The sequence below is a fragment of the Moritella sp. 5 genome (assembly GCF_018219455.1).
In the GTDB taxonomy this organism is placed as follows: domain Bacteria; phylum Pseudomonadota; class Gammaproteobacteria; order Enterobacterales; family Moritellaceae; genus Moritella.
The window spans coordinates 2,122,863-2,142,485 of sequence record NZ_CP056122.1 but is presented as its reverse complement, the minus strand read 5'-3'; the positions used below and the strand labels follow the sequence as shown (position 1 = coordinate 2,142,485).

The 19,623-nt window shown below is 40.3% G+C and carries 19 protein-coding genes; 2 read left to right on the top strand and 17 right to left on the bottom strand.

The features are described 5' to 3' along the window. Positions 1 to 28: 28 nt before the first annotated feature. The 10 genes from HWV01_RS09680 to HWV01_RS09635 form a co-directional block, all read right to left on the bottom strand. Complete coding sequence (locus HWV01_RS09680) at positions 29 to 964, bottom strand: iron-siderophore ABC transporter substrate-binding protein (RefSeq protein ID WP_249185505.1); 936 nt, start codon at positions 962 to 964, stop codon at positions 29 to 31. Between the two features lie 11 nt (positions 965 to 975). Then, the gene (locus HWV01_RS09675; RefSeq protein WP_211675172.1) at positions 976 to 1,743 is read right to left on the bottom strand and encodes an ABC transporter ATP-binding protein; all 768 of its coding nucleotides are present in this window, start codon (positions 1,741 to 1,743) and stop codon (positions 976 to 978) included. Positions 1,744 to 1,863: 120 nt separating this feature from the next. After that, on the bottom strand, positions 1,864 to 4,008 hold the full coding sequence (locus HWV01_RS09670; protein ID WP_211675171.1) for a TonB-dependent siderophore receptor: 2,145 nt from the start codon (positions 4,006 to 4,008) through the stop codon (positions 1,864 to 1,866). Positions 4,009 to 4,122: 114 nt separating this feature from the next. After that, the gene (locus HWV01_RS09665) at positions 4,123 to 5,061 is read right to left on the bottom strand and encodes an AraC family transcriptional regulator (RefSeq protein ID WP_211675170.1); all 939 of its coding nucleotides are present in this window, start codon (positions 5,059 to 5,061) and stop codon (positions 4,123 to 4,125) included. A gap of 151 nt (positions 5,062 to 5,212) precedes the next feature. Then, positions 5,213 to 5,449, bottom strand: a complete 237-nt coding sequence (locus HWV01_RS09660; protein ID WP_211675169.1) for a hypothetical protein — start codon at positions 5,447 to 5,449, stop codon at positions 5,213 to 5,215. A gap of 190 nt (positions 5,450 to 5,639) precedes the next feature. Then, the gene (locus HWV01_RS09655) at positions 5,640 to 6,014 is read right to left on the bottom strand and encodes a helix-turn-helix transcriptional regulator (RefSeq protein ID WP_211675168.1); all 375 of its coding nucleotides are present in this window, start codon (positions 6,012 to 6,014) and stop codon (positions 5,640 to 5,642) included. Between the two features lie 235 nt (positions 6,015 to 6,249). After that, complete coding sequence (locus HWV01_RS09650; protein WP_211675167.1) at positions 6,250 to 7,815, bottom strand: aldehyde dehydrogenase family protein; 1,566 nt, start codon at positions 7,813 to 7,815, stop codon at positions 6,250 to 6,252. A gap of 22 nt (positions 7,816 to 7,837) precedes the next feature. Beyond that, a complete protein-coding gene (locus HWV01_RS09645) occupies positions 7,838 to 8,935 on the bottom strand; it encodes a saccharopine dehydrogenase family protein (RefSeq protein WP_211675166.1) in 1,098 nt (365 codons plus the stop codon). A 143-nt stretch (positions 8,936 to 9,078) separates the two neighbouring features. Further along, entirely contained in the window at positions 9,079 to 9,942 is an 864-nt protein-coding gene (locus HWV01_RS09640) for a DUF1338 domain-containing protein (RefSeq protein ID WP_211675165.1), read from the bottom strand. Positions 9,943 to 10,122: 180 nt separating this feature from the next. Continuing rightward, on the bottom strand, positions 10,123 to 10,974 hold the full coding sequence (locus HWV01_RS09635; protein WP_211675164.1) for an RluA family pseudouridine synthase: 852 nt from the start codon (positions 10,972 to 10,974) through the stop codon (positions 10,123 to 10,125). 946 nt (positions 10,975 to 11,920) lie between these two features. Here HWV01_RS09635 and HWV01_RS09630 point away from each other — a divergent pair. Next, complete coding sequence (locus HWV01_RS09630; protein ID WP_211675163.1) at positions 11,921 to 13,552, top strand: sodium:solute symporter family protein; 1,632 nt, start codon at positions 11,921 to 11,923, stop codon at positions 13,550 to 13,552. A 16-nt stretch (positions 13,553 to 13,568) separates the two neighbouring features. Next, complete coding sequence (locus HWV01_RS09625) at positions 13,569 to 13,691, top strand: putative transporter small subunit (protein WP_211675162.1); 123 nt, start codon at positions 13,569 to 13,571, stop codon at positions 13,689 to 13,691. Between the two features lie 116 nt (positions 13,692 to 13,807). On the opposite strand, the gene HWV01_RS09620 is transcribed toward HWV01_RS09625, so the two are convergent. The 7 genes from HWV01_RS09620 to HWV01_RS09590 all read right to left on the bottom strand — a co-directional run bounded on the left by HWV01_RS09620 (position 13,808) and on the right by HWV01_RS09590 (position 19,621). Next, complete coding sequence (locus HWV01_RS09620) at positions 13,808 to 14,677, bottom strand: MYG1 family protein (protein ID WP_211675161.1); 870 nt, start codon at positions 14,675 to 14,677, stop codon at positions 13,808 to 13,810. Positions 14,678 to 15,179: 502 nt separating this feature from the next. Further along, the gene (locus HWV01_RS09615; protein WP_211675160.1) at positions 15,180 to 15,662 is read right to left on the bottom strand and encodes an N-acetyltransferase; all 483 of its coding nucleotides are present in this window, start codon (positions 15,660 to 15,662) and stop codon (positions 15,180 to 15,182) included. Positions 15,663 to 15,689: 27 nt separating this feature from the next. Beyond that, entirely contained in the window at positions 15,690 to 16,061 is a 372-nt protein-coding gene (locus HWV01_RS09610) for a VOC family protein (RefSeq protein WP_211675159.1), read from the bottom strand. 105 nt (positions 16,062 to 16,166) lie between these two features. Then, on the bottom strand, positions 16,167 to 16,865 hold the full coding sequence (locus HWV01_RS09605) for an aspartate/glutamate racemase family protein (protein ID WP_211675158.1): 699 nt from the start codon (positions 16,863 to 16,865) through the stop codon (positions 16,167 to 16,169). 38 nt (positions 16,866 to 16,903) lie between these two features. After that, positions 16,904 to 17,248 carry a 5-carboxymethyl-2-hydroxymuconate Delta-isomerase gene (locus HWV01_RS09600; protein WP_211675157.1) on the bottom strand — a complete coding sequence of 115 codons (345 nt, stop codon included), beginning with the start codon at positions 17,246 to 17,248 and terminating at the stop codon, positions 16,904 to 16,906. A gap of 618 nt (positions 17,249 to 17,866) precedes the next feature. Further along, complete coding sequence (locus tag HWV01_RS09595; RefSeq protein WP_211675156.1) at positions 17,867 to 18,643, bottom strand: hypothetical protein; 777 nt, start codon at positions 18,641 to 18,643, stop codon at positions 17,867 to 17,869. A gap of 108 nt (positions 18,644 to 18,751) precedes the next feature. Next, the gene (locus tag HWV01_RS09590; protein ID WP_211675155.1) at positions 18,752 to 19,621 is read right to left on the bottom strand and encodes a TraB/GumN family protein; all 870 of its coding nucleotides are present in this window, start codon (positions 19,619 to 19,621) and stop codon (positions 18,752 to 18,754) included. Positions 19,622 to 19,623: the final 2 nt, after the last annotated feature.

The following is a 19,623-nucleotide window of genomic DNA, read 5'->3' as shown; positions in this document are numbered from 1 at the left end:
TCGTGATTAATACCACAAAATCAATGCGCTAATTAGCGGACATTTCATTCGAATTAGCCGCTAGCGCTAATAAGCTTTCGGTGATTCCTTCCGCAATGTATTGAATTGACATTGCCCCACCATAACTCCAACTTGTCGCAACACTATTAACACGCTTACCCCGAACAAAAGGCATCGACTGCCATAGCCTTGAACGAGATAATGCCTGTTTTTTATCAAATGGTTCAAAGTACAACACAGTCCCATCCGTAATTGTATGTAGGTCAGAGATACGTTTTTGTACTATACCCCATTGGGTTACAGGCAGGTCTAGCGCTGGTTTTATACCTAATTGCTTTAAGGCATATTCTGGCATCGAATTACCGCCATACAGAAACACAGATGTTGTACTCGCAAAACGCATTGTAGTAACTTTTGGCAATTTCCCATCGTAAGCCAGTAATAAGCGCTGCTTTAAATCACCGAGCTTATCTGCCATTGCTTTGAGCTTTTGTTCTGCAAGATCTTGCCTATTCACAACACCAGCTAAATTGAGAAAATTGTCTATTGCTGCTTGTGCATTATCATGAGATGCACTAAAAGTTTGATAAAATAATACAGGTGCTATTCGCTCCAATTTACTTTGCAAATCAGCTTGCGGTGATGCAAAAATAATAACATCCGGTTTCAGCGCTGCGATCTTTTCATAATTAGGCTCAACTCGGGTACCAATGTCTTGCACTTCAGCAGGCACTTCAGGCTTACTTACCCATTCCTTATAACCCGCAATGTCAGGCATACCAACAGGAGTGACACCGAGTTCTAATATTTGCTCGGCCAGATCCCAATTAAGCACGACAATACGCTGTGCATATTGCACTAGCTGCTTGTTACCTTGGCTGTCTGTTACCGTTATTTCGGCCTGTGAGAATAACGGTGTTACTAGCAGTACCGATACGATAAATAATTGAACAAATTTAGTCATTTTTTTTCTCTTTAACATACAACAGCAACCTTCTCATCTCGGCTCGGATGAGCTATTAATTTAATATCAGTACCATACAAGGCAGAGAGTTTTTCGCTATCTAACAACTTACTGTGATCACCTGAAAAACTCACTTTCCCTTGTTTTAAAGCAACCACACGCGTCGCAAATCTTAGTGCTAAATTGATATCATGTAGGATAACGATCACTCCCTGCCCAGTATCTTTATTAAGGGATTGCAATAGTGATAGCAAATCATATTGATGGCCAACATCAAGTGCAGATGTCGGTTCATCCAAGATTAATACCTTTGATTGCTGTGCCAACAACATCGCAATCCACGCTCTTTGGCGTTCACCTCCAGAAAGACTATCTGCAATATGATCGGAAAATTGCACAATATCGGTTTGTTGCATTGCCGTTTGGATAATATCCGTGTCTTGTTGGTTATAACGCCCGAAGGTACCACGCCAAGCAAAACGTCCTAACCGCACAAGTTCTTTCACTGTTAACCCTGCGACTTCGGGTAAACGTTGAGGTAAAAACGCAATATTCTGCGCTAATAGTTTTGTTGATAGTGAGCTCATTGTTTGTTCTGAGAACTCAACCTTACCGTTATCAGGTTTTAACTGACCTGCTAATACTTGTGCTAAGGTCGACTTGCCAGATCCATTGTGACCGAGGATCACCGTAAACTCATGACTATCGATGTGCAGGTGATCAATAGCTAAGATATCTCGCCCATCACGGTTCACAATGACATTGTTCAATTTAAACATTTAAATCCTATTTATTCTTTGGGCAGTTAGAACACAAGTCACCGTCATATCAGCATCTTTATCTAGAGGCATAAATTATCCAGGCATGACACCTGGCCCTATTGAAAACAACATTAACAATTAAAAGTTAAATTTCACGTTAGCTGTGATATCACGTTCAGCACCAAACCAGCAATTATTCGTGTCATAACAAGAATAATATTCAGTTCCAAACAAGTTACTTGCTACCACAGAAATACTTGAACCATCTAAACTGTCGCTTAAATAAGACAGGTCATAAGAAACTGACAGATCAACTAATGTGTAATCAGGTACTTGATCGCTATTCAGAGCATCAATCTGTGTTTCACCCACATAACGGATACCCGTACCGACAGTCGTACCTGCAGCCATTCCGTTATAAAGATAATAATTTAACCACACATTAGCAGCATGTTTCGGTACCCAAATCGGCGTTTTACCTTCCAACCCAGTATTATCCTCAGTCACTTTCATGTCCATATAGGTATAACTCACCGCAAGATCCATATTGTCGGTTAGCATTGTATTCGCTTCAACCTCGACACCTCTAGACTGAGTTTCACCCGTTTGAACTTTATCGTATGGTGTGCCTGTCGGATCACGCGTTAAATCATTCTGCTTAGTAATGTTAAACAGTGAAACAACAAACTTTTTACTCATATCTGCAGATTCATACTTCAGACCCGCTTCCCACTGTTCACCCGTCGATGGTACAAACGCATTCCCGTGGCGATCTTTTCCCACTACAGGCTCAAAGCTCTGTGCATAGCTAACATAAGGTGCTAAGCCATTATCAAAGTTGTATAAACCACCTAAACGGAAAGCAAAGTTATCTTGATCCAGTGCAACGGCTGTATCGGCTCCTGAAGCATGGTCTGTTGATGTTTGTTCATATTGGTCATAACGACCACCAGCAATCACAACCCAATTACCCAGTAATAACTGGTCTTGTACATAGATGCCGACTTGGCGACTTTCTAGATCAAAGTCAGAGGTATAGTTGAAATTAAGCGAGCTACCGTCAATTTGTTGATGGTTAGGAGCAAATATATCAATTGGCGCTACACTACTAGTACCACTCCAATCATTCGTGTCTTTATAAATAATACGTGAATCGAGTTGCTGATAATCAAACCCTAACAGCACGTTATGTTCAGCCGAGGCAGTGTTAAAACGTCCTGATATTTGGTTATCTATGACAAAACTCTGTGATGTTTCATCGGTAAGGTAAGCATGCCGAGCTAAGGTACGCATATCAGCATCAAGCACGCCATTATAGGTATTTTCTTGGTAAGCATCCGCATCCATGTAACGCGCATTCATCAAGAAGGCCCAGCTATTATTAAACTCATGGTTAATTTTATAGCCCAGCATCAATACTTCACGCTCATAGGTATTCCAATTTTCATCACCTGTGAAAATACTCGAATCAAGCTGCCCGTTAGGATTTGATAACACACTCCCCGCCCCAGGTACTGATGTATAAATACCTGCGGATGGATCATTTTGGTAATAAATATTAAAATTAATGAGCGTCTTATCAGAGACCTGCCAATCTAAAGATGGCGCCAATACATAACGCTCTTCTTCAGAGGTATCTGCTTGACCATCTTTCTTACGCACCATACCAACAACACGATAAGATAAATTTGTATCGGCAATCTGGCCTGTTGAATCAATAGAGAGTCCTTTACGATTAAAATCTCCCCCTGTCACTGTCACATCCGTACTTTGTTCTTGTTGTGGCGATTTAGCAATGAGATTGACCATACCGCCCGGTGGGATATTGCCATACAAAACAGAGGTTGGTCCCTTAAATACTTCGACTTGTTCAAGTGCAATTGAATCAATTTGTGGCTGTAAATTCCAGCCATTAAACATCAGCGGCAAACCATCATAAAAATTCTGATAGTTAATAAAACCACGAATATTAAATAAATCTAATCGAGAAACCGCGCCCCCCCTTAGTTCAGTATTCACAGCTGGTACGTAACGCAGTGCTTCTGCTACCGACTTAACTCCGCGTAAGTCTAACGTATCTCTATCAACATCAGAGATTGCTTGAGGTGTGTCCATAGGCGCCAGGGCTGTTTTTGTCGCTGTATTTCGATAAGCTTTACCAAAGACAGTCATTTGCTCTTCAGTATTATCGCGACTTGACTGCTCGGCAAAAGCTGAACTCGATAACGCGCAAATAATGGCAAACGCCACTGGGGATAATATACGGGCAGGTTGGTGCTTCATTCGGTCTCCAAACTTCAATTTATGCAAATGATAATTATTATCGTTTGTATTGTATAGAGAGATTTAGAGAAAAAATTAACAATTTGGTGCAATAATCAAAAAGTTCAAATTATTTTAGCTACGAGGTTCGATTGGTAGCCAATATTCCATATAAGAAGATGAATCTTCAGGGTCATAATTTACCGGATAGACTTCCAATTCATAACCATCAACACTGTCATAATTTGAATCCGGTATCCAATGTGAAAATAACCAAGCAAGTACTTGTTCTAATTGTTTAATCGGACCTGTAAATGGAATAACGGCATACTCTTGTGCAGGTACATCTATAGTATCTAGTGACGTGGTACCGAGTAAAGCACCCGCAGTGCTGCCCGCCCAATAAGGGATCGCATCTATATCATCATTGGCTTTAATCACTCCAATAACACCAATCAACTCTATATCCGCAGCCAATGATGAGCTTTCACTCAATACGGACAGCATTTCAGCTTCAGGCAAGTTTTCAACAAATTCAGACCAAATGAGCGGGACTTGCTGTTGGTAATTAGGTGTTAATGAAAACAATCCTGAAATAATGCCAGATGTGCAGTGAAGCGTAAATTCTGGGCGGGTTTCAATACGGATTTGTAATAATCGAGCCTCTAAATCAAAGCTATCTAATACCCTTGAACAGAGTTTAATTGGTGTGCGTAAGCCAAGGCGTTTACCACGTCGTCGATACGCCATTGGTGAATACGAAAACATATTTTTAAACGTACGACTAAAGCTAACTTCAGAGCTAAAACCTAACGCCAACGCGATATCAACAATCCGAGTTTTACTGCCTAATAATTGCTCTGCCGCTAAACTCAGCTTCAGCTCTCGCACATACTGTGCAAGATTCAGTCCCGTTTCAAGATGAAATACACGCTGTAATTGCCAACGAGACCAGCAACTTTTATCCGCTAGTAGCTCAACAGATAACGGTTGGTCTATGTTTTCATTGATAAAATCCAACAACTTTCCGATGCGAGTAAAACGGTTAACTTGTTTTTGGTTTTCTTTTTGCATCGTACGCACAATACCTTTGGTAAATGACCGAAGAGAATAAGAGAATCATTATAAGAATAATTCTCATTTGTGCAATTAAAGCGGAAGGATAAATAGCGGTTAATATACGTATAAAAGATAAATATCATCATCCCTATCTATACATTTTCTATTATGTATCGTTTTCATTTTTATGTTCAGCACCCGCTTTAGCGCGATCTAATATCTTAAAAGTTTCTCGAATAATAGCCTCAACATGGGATCTACTTTGAATTTTTTTAGGCAATGCAGCACGGTCTGCTTCAACACCTTCAATAAGGTTATTGATTAACCCTTGATTGTCCTCTTCGAGTCTCTGGATTATCATCGTTATCAAATATGAGCACGCATCTGCTTTGGGGTTCTTCATACATAGCCCTTTTTAACTTTAAGCTGGAAATTAGAAATATAATTCTATATACAGTCTAAATAAAACAACCGTACTGCCTCAAGCATACCATGTAAAAACAATAACTTAACACACTTTGGATTTACGTATTTAATCTGATATATAAACGCATAAAATCATGAATTATCAGCATTTAAAAATATGTAAAACCTTAAACCGTAATATATTCTAATGGTGATTTACCCATTATTTTACGAAAGGCTGCGATGAAAGCACTCGGTGTGCTATATCCTAATTCTAGTGCGATGTATGTTACCGATTTTCCATCGTGTAATTGCTCAATGGCATAAAATAACTTTACTCGCATACGCCATTCTGTAAATGTCATACCGAGCTCTTTTTGGAACATTCTTGCTAATGTTCTTGGACTAACATGAATCGTCTTAGCCCATTGTTCAATAGTGTCTGTATTACTTGGTTCTTTAGTCAATGAAAATAGAATATCATTCAATTTATCTCTATTTGACCATGGTAATGATAATAAAGATTTTTCCAATGCCGATATTTCATCAATCAGAACAAGCATCAAACGATACTCTTTTCCATTAACGAAATAACCACAAAAAATGTGAATCTTTCGTTCAACAAGTGAATTAACTAAAGGTGAGATAATAAAATATTCAGATAAGGAATAAACAATGCGGGATCAATATATAAATTGGATATGTCTAAAGCACTTGGGGAAACTAATTCATGGGTGACATTCAGAGGACGCTAGCATACTTGCTAGGGTGGAAACCCACCCTCAATAAAAGTATGGCCTAATCACCTTTTGGCATATCGAAACTAATACCTTGCGCCAAGGGTAACTCACAGCCGTAATTAATGGTATTAGTGGTGCGGCGCATGTAACTCTTCCATGCATCGGAACCACTTTCTCGACCGCCACCCGTGTCTTTCTCACCGCCAAACGCACCACCAATTTCCGCACCGGACGTACCGATATTGACATTCACAAGCCCACAATCAGAACCTCTTGCACTCATAAATATTTCGGCTTCAGCCATGTCTTTAGTGAAGATAGCGGAAGATAAGCCCTGACTTACGCTATTTTGAATAACAATAGCTTGCTCAAGTGAATCATAGCTGTGCACATAAAGTAAGGGTGCAAATGTTTCTTGCTGAACAATCTCTGCCGTCGGTTCAATATCAATAATGGCAGGCCTAATATAAAAGCCGCATCCTTTTGTACCTTTGCCCTTTGAGTACTCCCCTTCATCGCCACCCGTAATGAGTATCCCTCCTTGCTCAATGGCCGTACAAATACTTGTTTTCATCGCATCAATGGATTTCTGGTTAATCAAGGGGCCCATTAAATTATGTTCATCAAAGGGGTCGCCAATACTCACTGTTTTATAAATCGCCTCAAGCTTGCTTAGTACTTGATGTTTAAGGCTACTATGCACAATCAACCTACGCAACGTTGTACAGCGCTGCCCGCTCGTGCCCAATGCTGAAAACGTGATAGCCCGAATAGCTAACTCAAGATCCGCACTCGGACACACAATCATGGCATTATTACCGCCAAGCTCTAGTAGCGTACGCCCCATTCTCGCAGCGACACGGCAATTAACCGCTCGCCCCATGGCGCATGAGCCTGTCGCTGATACCAATGCAACGTCCTTATGATCGACCAATTGTTCAACCTGCGTTTTCTCACCGAACACGATACTGCTAAGTTCCTTATTCCCCCCAAACTCTGTAATGGCTGACAATAATAATTGATGACAAGCCAATGCGCTGAGTGGCGTTTGACTTGATGGTTTCCAAATAATGCTATTACCACAAATCAAACTCAATGTGGCATTCCAAGCCCATACCGCCATGGGAAAATTAAACGCAGTAATGATCACAACAGGGCCAATAGGATGCCATTGTTCCATCATTCTATGATTAGGTCTTTCGGTCGCAATGGTTAATCCATAAAGCTGTCGCGATAGACCAACAGCGAAATCACACACATCAATCAGCTCTTGCACTTCCCCTAAACTTTCTTGAAATGGCTTACCCGATTCAAGGCTAATCATGGTGGCTAATTGATGCTTTGCTGCACGTGCTTTTTCGGCAAACAGTCGCACTAATTCACCACGCTGTGGAGCAGGCACACTACGCCAATGATAAAATTCGGTTTTGGCATTGCTAATGACCTGTTTGATCACATCGGATTCCGCGTGGCTTATTGAAGCAAATGACTGTCCATCGTTAGGACTGATGACATTAACATGGCTATCACTAACAAAACGCTGATCACCAAGATAAGCACTACCGTAGCACTTATCGTGAGCATAAAAACGACCAAGTACTGTTTTCAAAATTGCTTCATGCATGAGACTCCCCTCGTCATTACCGTTAAATACTTAATTCTGCGTCTCGATAAGCTTTCGCAAACTCATTGCCCAAAAAGTCTTCAATGTCTAGCGTCTCTTGTTCAACGAAACCCTGTCTTGGTTCACGACTATTTAAAATTAAATCCACCGTGGTCACTGCGGCGCTGGCTGTCGATATTTGGATCGCACTTTGCTCTGCTGTGTGTCGAAGTAAAAAAGTACGACTACACTGTCTTAATTTTTCGTCGACATAACCAGTCGCTACCACAGAGATCAGTACCAGATCTTGCATTGTAGTCGCGACAGAGCTTTCAAATATCTCCATTAACATATCTCGACGTTTACCCTCCTCCCCTAACCGTAAGTCATGAAATAAGAACTTCATCAGCTTACAATGCCCAGGATAGCGGATTGTTTTATAAGTTAATTCTCGCAGTTGACCGTCTAAGGTATAACAAAGGTTTGCCAAGCCTCCAGAGGTATTAAACGCTTCATATTCAACACCTGAGATAGAAAATACTTCTCTGCCTTCTAGCGGTTCTGTTAATGTCGGAATATGATTTTTTATGGATTCACAGGGATTTGCATATTCGTTAATTAACCCTTCTGTTGACCACGTCAGGTTATACATCATTTGATTGGATGGATATTCAGGTAAGGCACCTACGCGTAATTTAAGACTATCTAGACGGTCAAAATTATGTCTAAAACTGTAACCCAAAATACCAATAAAACCCGGAGCTAAACCACATTGAGGCATGAATACCTGGCCCGGTGCTGCGGCTAATGCAATCTCTTTAATCGCTTGTGTACAACGTACATCTTCGGTTAAATCAAAGTAGCTACAACCATTGGCTAAGGCTGCCTGTGCAACGTAAGGATTATCATTGAATGATAGCGCTGAAATCACCGCGTCTTGCCCTGCAAGAATGTCATTATAATCGCGTATTTCAGAGGATGTTTTTGATAATAATTTAGTGGGGAATTGATGACTAAAACGAGCCACGGCATGCGGGCTTATATCTGCCCCTGTGACCTCATAATCGTCATGACTATGTAAAATTTGGGCAATTGCACCACCAATACGTCCAAGCCCTAAAACAACAATTCGTTTTGCCATTTCTAACTCCCTATGACTGACCTCTTATTGATAGATGAGTACAGTCTTATCCGTGTTCCATTTTTACTGATTCAACCTCGTTACCGATGAAATTACTTTTCTGATAAAGCAAGGCTACGAATAAATAAGTACGCTGTTCACGCCTAACTTTTATCATCGGAGGTACCACTGCTAAGTATCGATTTCATATTCGTCGATTCAAATATTTTATCTGCACTCATTGGTACAAACCCTTGGTATAAGTCGCCATTTTCTTGGTTAAAGCGCTGTGCAAATTCGTAATAACAACTGCTTATTACTTGCTCCCCCGCATCTTTAAAATCAACCATGCAAGTATCAGCCATGGTTGATGCTTGAATTAATAAATCCGATGGCGTGCCTTTGATCAAGCCACCAGCATCATTAAGTTGATAACCTTCTTGCTGTAATAACGCCACGACTTGTGACAATTCAGGGGAACTTTTTAAGTGATTTACAAATAGAGTGAAATGGTTAGCACGTAACCCCCAGACAGATAACCAAGCGGCATATTCCGATTCTGCCAATAAGGTTTGATAGTCTGTATAACTGGGTAACAGCCACAACCGGCCTGCACTTAATAATGGGCTGAGCCCCTTGCTCGATTGCTCAAGTAAAGGGGACTTTAATGTCGCTTTTACCTGTTCGATAATGTCTTGAATAATGGCCTGAGAAGTCTCGGATAAAGACTGCCAACGCAGTTCACTAATGAATATTTTGGTCGGTGACTTATCATGCACATAACAACGTGCATCTAACTTTTTAACGTCGAACTGGTATGAGTCAAGGTGCCGATAACCGAGTGCTAATATCTCATATTCTAATATATCTATGCCGATATGCGAATCGGCGAAGGTACGGAAAGCAACATGATCATTCACTAACTCTTCACCTCGACTTTCAAACAGCTGATGTATATCGACGGCTTGTGGGCTAATGACGCTGTACTGCTGCCAGAGTTTGGTAAAAAATGCATCTAAAACAGACATGGGTTATCCCCTTAATTGCATTACCGTTATGAGAGGTGGTGTAATACTAAGATAGGTGATGAAGTCAGCTTTCGCTAGCAAGCAAGACGAGGTAAGAAACCTAGGAAGGGATATGAACTTATTCTACGAATAAACAGTCTACAACGAAAAGTAGACTGTATTCGCTATCAAGGTTTTCGATTAACGCAGCAGGTCGAGGAATTCCACTGGTGCAGGCGCTTCAAAAGTCAGTCGTTTACCAGTATTTGGTCGTGTAATACTTAGGCTCAACGCATGCAGTCCCATACGCGGACCATCAGTGCCATAACGGGGATCACCAATCACCGCATGTCCTAACCAAGACATATGAGCACGGATTTGATGTTGTCGACCGGTCTCGAGTTTAACTTCAACCAGTGTCCGATCTTTTACAGTGCGCAAAGTTTTAAAATGCGTGACGGCATTTTTGGCTTCCGAATGTGGACCAACAATCATTTGATACTTCTCTGGATCCATTCTCAAGGGCTGGTCAATGCGACCTTTACTTGGTTTAGGGCTACCTTCAACGACTGCAAGATAGGTTTTTTCAGCCTCTGACCAACCCGCATTAACGGCTTCACGCATCTCACGAGACGTTGCAAACATCAACACACCTGATGTATCACGATCGAGGCGATGAACAGGCCATAAAGCAACAGAATTTTTTGCATGTGAGAGTTGCTTGCGAAGAATAGCAAGCGCATGCTGTTTGTTTTCATTGGCTGATGCTACTGACAACAAACCTGCAGGTTTGTTAATGACAACAAGATCATTGTCAGAATACAAAATTTCGAGGTGCCGAACACCCTGTTGCGTGTTCTTTCCCGCTGCTCTAACCTCTACATTGTCGCCAACTTCAAGCTCATGGTCATGCTTCATGATCTGCTGGTCGTTGACCAGTACGCAGCCTGTTTTCAGTCGCTGCTTTATGTTTTTTCGACTCCAGCCTTTTAGCTGAGTATTGAGGAAAGTCAGTAGACCAGAGGCCTCTTTCACTCGAAATCTATCAGACATAGTAAGTTATTCTCCAACCTGCTTTTTCCAGTAATGTTTTAAACATAATAACCATCACTTGACATTTATATAGTAGACGTCTCGATTTGATAAAACGAACCGTCCTGTAAATTATTTGTTAATCTTTTAGGTTATACACTCAAATTACTTGAGCATATGCAAGACTAATTATGAGCCTGAGTATATGGATATTAATTTTTAGCACAAGATAAACATGAGTGTTTGTCCAGAATACTAATAACACGGTATAAAACAATCCCATTAAGTATTATACGAAGGCACAAGCTTAAACCCTTCATCAATAATTCAATGACAAAATACCCACAAATATCAAGTGTATGAAATAAAATATTAAAATATATTTTTAGATAGAATATTTACCTGATTTAGCGATATTGCAATACGTAAATACAAAATTTAATGATGCACTTAATACCCCCATTATTACGTTATTCAAACCGTTATAATGTTAAATCTACCCAACAAATTGAAGACTAAACCAGTGGTATAGGTCTCTTGAAATCTTAAATAATACAAACTGATCTAACCACAGCTAACCTGCTGTTTTTGATGGTGATACTCTTCCATTTGATTGCATTTAATGATAGGCACATATGACATAACAAGCATGTACATAGTCTTTGTTAGCATTTTTGTTTTAATAAAAACGGTGACAGATATTACGCATCCAGCACACGCCCTTATTCGCTTGCAATTTAACGTTCTAAGTTAGGCGCATCATGGAGCCTTAATTACAATTAAAGTTCACCAGAGGGCCCCTGAGGGCTTTTAGTGCTTTGATTTTATATGGGGGATGATGTATAAGTAAGCCGCCGAGTCTTTGCTCATGCGAATAGCTATCGTGCATAGTCAAGAAATAAGACATGCGATTGCTTTTATCCCGCGCATTTCAACTCTCGCCATAATTATAACCCCAAGGAGACCTATGTTAGACCCAGTGTTTTATAAATTCTCAATCAGTACCACTCTTATCCTCTTAATTGGCTTTTACGGCCTTACCTTTCTGTTCTCAACCTTAGCTTCAAAAAAATCGAGTAGTGTCGATGGCTATATGGTCGCCAATGGCGCAGTCGGATTTGGCATAGCCGCAGCAAGTATGACGGCCACCTGGATTTGGGCAGCATCTTTTTACGGCGCGGCAAGCTCGGGCTACCAATATGGTATATCTGGCTCCTTGCACTACGGATTTTGGGGAGCTTTAATGATATTATTTATCTATCCCTACGGACAACGCTTCCGTGAACTAGCCCCTAGAGCACGTACTTTAGCCGAAATAATGCAAGCAAGACACGGTTCGTCAAGTCAACTTATCTTAGCCGTTTCAAACTTAGTGGGTAGTGTTATCAGCCTAATGGTTAACTTCACCGCTGCAGGCGCATTGGTATCGGTGTTAACACCATTATCTTTCGAGGTTGGCGTAATAATAGCTGGTATTGGCGTTTTATCTTATACGTTATGGTCAGGTTTCAGAGCTTCTATTTTAACCGATTTCGCACAAGTTGTGGCCATGATGCTCGTCGCCATTATATTAATCCCTTGGATTTATTTCAGTATGGGCGGCTCAGAGGCTCTATCGCAAGGCTTCAATATAATAACAGCTGAACAGGCAGATTTTTTCTCGACTAAGGCAATGCTAGAACAAGGCGCACCATTCTTTGTGGCCGTTCTTGCCTACGGTATTGGTAATCAGACTATTGCCCAGCGACTTTTTGCGGTACGCCAAGACCTCATTAAATCTTCATTTATTACGGCGACACTAGGCTACGGTTCAATCGTTATTGGTTTAGGTATGCTAGGTATGATGGCACTGCTTATGGGAATGACGCCTTATGAAGGTGACCTGAACAACCTCATTCCACAAGTTGCTTCAGCCTACCTGCCGCCATTTGCTATAGGCATGCTGTTTATCTTAGTTATTGGCTCTTTGTCATCGACGGCCGATTCAGATCTATCTGCACTTTCTGCAATTGTCATGACTGATATCTACGCTAAAAACTTAGCCAAAGGTCAAATCGACAATAAAAAGATGCTGCTACTGGGTCGTATAACTATGATTATCGCGACCGCTCTTGGCTTAATTCTCGCTAGTTTCTCGCTCGACATTTTAGTCATGTTGGTATTTGTTGGTGCATTATGGGGGACGCTTGTCTTCCCTGTTATCGCTAGCTGTTATTGGGACAGAGTGACCAACCGCGCTTTCTTAAGTGCTGTACTTGGTGGTTTAATTCTATTTTGCTTGGTTCGTTTTGAATGGATCGCACTGATCGGTATTTGGGCTTCTAGCCTAGAATTAATTGCTGCTGTCGGTGGTGGTACTGTGATTGGCTTAATGTTCTTTGGCTTTACAAATCGCAACATTGCGCTTTTCGCGGGATCAATAGTAGGCGTGTTATGCGCGTTCTATTTCCACGATTTCTTACGTGACTACACTGTGCTACTTGGTTCTTTGGTTGCCTACGGTGCAAGTACTATGATCTGTACTGCGATTAGTCTCGCAAGTAACGAACGATTTGACTTTGCGTTGATCCATGAACGCGTTCAACACTTTGATGATTAAATACTAGGAGCACAATATGATGCTATCTCTCTACATTTTAATATGGCCGGTAATTTCAGCAGCGGTGCTGTTCGTCATCGTCAGCGCTTTTGTTAAAGACATGGCAGAAGCCAAACGCGAAGAGCGTGATATAGTTTAAACTATAAAATGCAAGAAAAGATCACACTGCTCAATGGTTAAAAACACTGAGTCGTGTGTTACAACCCCCATGTGAATACGCTGCCGTATGGGGGTTTTATTATAGGTAGTAACTTACTATGCTTTAAGTGCAATAGATGCCATTTTCATGATGCTTTCAAATGATTCTGCACCCGCAATAAATAAACCGTTATGACAGAACATAACATCATCAATACCAGTCACTTCTTTAAATGCCTTATCAGACAAACCAGCCCATGGTTTAGGCAGTGATTTTCTATCTTCAAATGAACCGAGTTCAACAGGTACGGCTTGAATAATCCATTTGCCAGATTGAGATGGGTAAACCATAAATAAAGCTTCTGACGCTAAATTTAGAACCGTTGTTTTCCACGGCGTATATTGCGCTAATACAATCACTCTTGGATCGTCGGCATTATCAATTGCTTTGGCAACAATATCTTTCGCATTAATGCCACCAGCCGCAGATGCAATGAATCGTGTTAAAATGCGCGACGCAAAAGTAACCGCTTCATCAAAACATGCATCCAAGTCACTGTCTTCTTCCCAGGTAGGGTTAAACATTGAAATAGTTTGGCTTAGGCTAATACCTTGAGCAACACCTTCAACATGACCACAATCAACCGCGTCAATCGTAGACACTAAACCAGCATCCACAGCATCTGCGATTTCTTGGTTACCTTGGCATATTTCTAGGCCGTACTTTTGCCAAATTAGACCAAATGATGAATAAGGAATACCATTTTCGCGCTCACCTGCGCCACCACGTTGGTGATGGTCAAAACGCCCTGTATCTGGATCATATTCACCACCTACATCGACCACAATATCAGCTTCGCCGATTATCTCTAAATCACGTGTGCGCACTAGCTTAAAAGCAGGCAAAATGTTTTTAAGTGCAGCGATACTAAAAACATCATCTGCATGAAACTTACCATTGTGCGTTACTATCGTTTTATCATTCATTTTTTATGTCATTTTAGAAAGGAATAAGAAGATGTCGTTAGTTTAACTTTATTGTTTTGAATTTCCCAATTTTAGGAAATGTTAACCAGTAAAATTATATGGCGGATTCTATACGAAGACGGCTAACAAAAATAGCTGATTTTTCCACGGACGCCATTTTTAGCTGCGTAGTAAGGCGTCACCAGCCAAACGTTGTTAAATACGTATTTTATTATGCTTAACTAGAAATTCGATTGCTAGCTGAGCAGCAGGAGCACAAATTACTTTAAACTCACTTCCAACCCATTTTATTTATTCTATCTCTGAATTTTCGGAAATAGAGCTTCTGTACTGAGCAAAAAAGCACTGCATTTCGACATTTATCCCAGAGATATAGAACTTATCTTTACCCTTTGTTCTGACACAAAGAATCTTATTATTTTCAGCATGTAAACACGCAACACTTCTAATCAAGTCCATTTTTGTTCAGGCGCCTTATATGAATTAATTACTTGGCTAAACGTTACGAGCATATAACGCTTTGTATTCCTTTTGGCAGTTTGTTACTAAGTGTCAACGACAAAGATAGGAAGTTTCCATCATTTTCAACCACTCCATATCCAAGTCTTTTATAAAATCTCACAGCCTTATTATTGCGAACAAAGCTTGATAACGTAACACTATTTCGGTGCTCACTTTGTGCAACTTTATGAACATAATCCATTATCGTTTCACCTAGTTTCTGATTTTGAAACTCTGGAAAAACAACCAACAAGTGAACATGATAAGAATTATCGTATGGCTTGAAACACAACATTCCAACACGTGTTGATGCAGCGTAAACCCAGAAAAACCAATTGGGTTCATAATCTGCAATTAAACGATTTCGCTGATAATCATCACACCAACCAAAAACCGAATTTACATGAGAATACAGCCCTTCTTTTACCACCAAAAACAGCGACTCAAACTCACCTTCTAATATTGATTCTAACTTGATATCCATATGCGCCATAACGTTGTGCTTGCCTTGTTAGGTTTGTACATTTTGACCAAAACGCCATAGCACACCGCTTGGATCGTAAAGCACGAAATCCAGCATCCCCCATGGCTGCTCACTAATTTCAGAAAGCGTAATGCCATATTTTTCTTCGACTCCTGAACTTTTTACGGATTTATGCCAAGAAGCAATATCCTCTACCAGTAGGTGCATAACTAAGTTTTCGGCAAGTACTTTCTCGTAGAAGTCTTGAAGTAAGAAGCTACAATTCCCGTAGTTAAAATAAGCGATACCATCTGAATCAGATGCTTTGCTAAAGCCTAAATCTAAATAGAACTGCTTAGAAATTTCGAAATCCTTTGCTGGAACAAACGCTTTAAGTTCAATGGTATTGAGATTGTTCATGTTATTATGTCCTTGAAGGCCTCACGCCCTCATAATGACTAAAAATGTCGACTAAAATGATAAAGCATGACCGTCTTACCTAAGTATTTATCATGCGGTATAAGATCACAGGTCACTTAAAGCTAGCTGTACCGCTTGCGCCGCGTGGATTTCGGTTGTGTCATACAAAGGCACATGCGTATCGACTTGTTGGACCAGCAATGCGATCTCTGTACAACCAAGAATGACGGCTTCAGCGCCCTGCTCATACAAGCTATTAATAATACTAATGTAATGAACTTTAGACTCTTGACGAATAATACCTCGGCATAACTCATCGTATATAACGTCGTGAATAATGGTCTGTTCGTCTGTATTTGGAACGACGACTTCAATACTAAAATTGTCCACTAAGCGGCTTTTATAAAAGTCCTGTTCCATCGTAAAGCGAGTACCCAGTAGACCGACTTTCGTAATACCATCGGCAACTAATTTACTCGCCGTCGCATCTGCTATATGTAAAATAGGGATTGCTATTTCACATTCAATTTCGGGAACTACTTTGTGCATGGTATTGGTACAAATAATAATAAAGTCTGCACCACCAGCCTCGACAGATTTAGCCGCTTGCGTTAGTATCTGCGCAGTTTTGTCCCAATCACCTTGATGCTGTAACTTCTCAATTTCGTCAAAATTGACGCTATATAAACAGATTTTTGCTGAATTGAGGCCACCAAGTTCTGATTTAATCCCTTCGTTAATGGCTTTGTAATAACTGGCTGTAGATTCCCAGCTCATTCCACCCAACATCCCAATTGTTTTCATTTTGACAGCCCTATTCATTCGTGTTTAAAAAGACAAAATCACATAGTATTGCGATTACAATAAGTCGCTTTTTCAAACTCAGCGACATTCATGGTTATGTGTGAAAAACCGGGGAATAATTCAATGAGCCGAGTGACAAGAAGGCGTGATAATGCGGCTTTTTGCTCTGTTGTTCGCCCTTGCATTATATGCGAAAAAATATGGATAAAGTCTTCTCGCTGATTAGCCACTAAGTAAGTAGAAAACGGATTCATTCTGACTTTAATATCCTTTTCATTAAACAACCCAGAGCTATTAGCTAACACATGAATTTGTTCAAGAATATACGCTTCGCTGTAGTGTTCTAAAATGCTTTCCGAGCAATCAATTACAAAATGTGGCATTACGAACCCCTTAATTAATAAAATATAAACAAGTCCTACCCTAACCTAATTAATAATTAAAACCAATAGCTTAGTAATAAATGCAACAGGTTAAAAAAGTATGAGTAAACTAGCGATTTATTAACCTAAATGACTTTGGTCAATTACTTGAGTTAAACACTTGGTTATAGTGACTGGGTATTTTACTTAACACTAAATTAATCGACTAAAGAGGATATTATTATGAGTTGTTGTGGCGGCTGCGGCGGACAAGATTTAGAAGAAACGAAGAAAGTTGAAGAAACAGAACAAGATTCAGAATAGTCAGTAATACTGACTCGTTAAATAAAGGCCTTACTTAACATCATTAGTAGGGCCTTTTGCTATGCGTGACTAAAAAACGACGCCATACCGCAGGTATAACAGCCGATACAACCAACATTAGCAACTAGTATCTTACGTTTAAAACCAGGGGTCGTTGCTGTCATATTGGCCATCGCTTACACACGCGGTTAACAACTCCACAATTACACAAGTTATGCTCCATTTCGACATAAACTTCGCTTGCGATCAATATTTAACTTGCCCAAGTTTGCTCATTCTCCCTCTCGTTCATATATAACTTACAATGTAGTGATACTACTTTAACGCTAATAACGGTTGCAAACGCGCAGGTTCTCGATCAATTTGTTTTAATGCTTGCTTGAAATTCCGTTTTAAATAACCTTTCAAATTACGTGTCGCGTCCCCTATTGGAATACCTTTCAGTCGACAAAACAGCGCCAAGGCAAAGATGACATTGTCTTCAGATAAGGTTGCCTGTCGATTTGCTTGCGCGTTATAGCAACTGCCACATCCGCCTCTAAAAGTATAAGCTGAATTAGCCATCATCACGCCAAAACCCATGAAAATAGCGATAATTTCGGTACTCTCATTAAAATACTCCGCCCCACCAGGAGGAATTTGTTGTGATTGTGCCACCACATGCTGGGCTAAATGATGCGCATAACTCGAAGCTAGATCGCCCGGTTTAGCAGCTTGCTGTGGATTATAAGTCATTGCTAAAGGCTGAGATGCAGCTAACACCGGTAAGGTATTCGCAGCTGAAGAATCTCGTTGTACTGCGGATAAATCAAGTAATGCAGGAGCTTGCCCATTAAAAAACTGGGGCGCTTGTAACTGTAGTGGCCAATGACTCAATCCGGCATATTTAACCACATGATTAAAAATAGTTTCAGCCATACCGTGGCGACTATCAATATTACCGGGAAAAAAATCATTCGTTGGTTGGATTAACCGAGTACGCAGAAAGAACTCTTGACGATCAAAATGTGTTAACGCCCACGCAAATGTGTCAAACATCCACTCACAACTGGCATCATCAATTAGTGGTTTAGAACGGAAAAAATTCAGCATAGGTTCATTTCAAAATATAGGTTCAGATAACAATATCATATCCTAACTCTCAATACCCATCTATAGCCAAACTACTTCAAGATGGTACCGATGCCACTATTTTATGCCCTAAAGTTGCGTTACTTTATATCCAGCCACTTCTAATCGTTGTAATAGACCATCCTTTCCGACTAAATGCAATGCCCCCACAAGTACGAACTCCGTATCTTTACTGTCAAACATTGCTTCAATCTGAGGTAACCAATTATTATTGCGTTGTACTAATAATGACTGATAAATATCAGGAAAATCTTTAAGCAAAGGGGTAATAGCAAGATCAATAAGTGCTTGGCGATTACCATGACGCCAAGCGGTTTTCATCTCATGCATAAATGTGGGTAATGTTTTTATATCTTCTAAACTATAACGAATGAATTCATCTTCCTTACCTTTACCCATACCCTCAATAAACGCTAACTGTTGTTCTACTGTTTCTAGTTTACCGAGTTCTTTAGCATCGATAACCGCTTTACTGTTGTAATATGTATCAACACCAAGACCGGTTAAATTAAGGCGTTGTAACTCTGCCATTGTTAACATCAACGAAATCATACTCGGTTTAAAATTATTAATAACCTGCATACCAATACCCCGTGACTCACAATACGCTGCTAACATCTTGTATGTTTCAGGTGTTAAGTTTTGCGTTAAGTCTTGCCCATCAGGGTATCTAAGCTGACTTAGCATAGTTTGCTGAAATTCAGGGCTTTCTAATTTTTCCATATCTGTTTCGAATACCAAGGTCTCAGCCAACGCATACGCACGATCAAACTCTGCCGGAAACGGATAATCATCAAGCGATAAAACATGCACTGTTCCACCTAAATATAAACTGTGTTCTCCATTACTCACTTTCCATACAGACGATGTAGCATGTGCCGTATTAACTACACCCAAGATCAGTATAGAAAATACATAACAAATGTTAGCCATTTTCATTG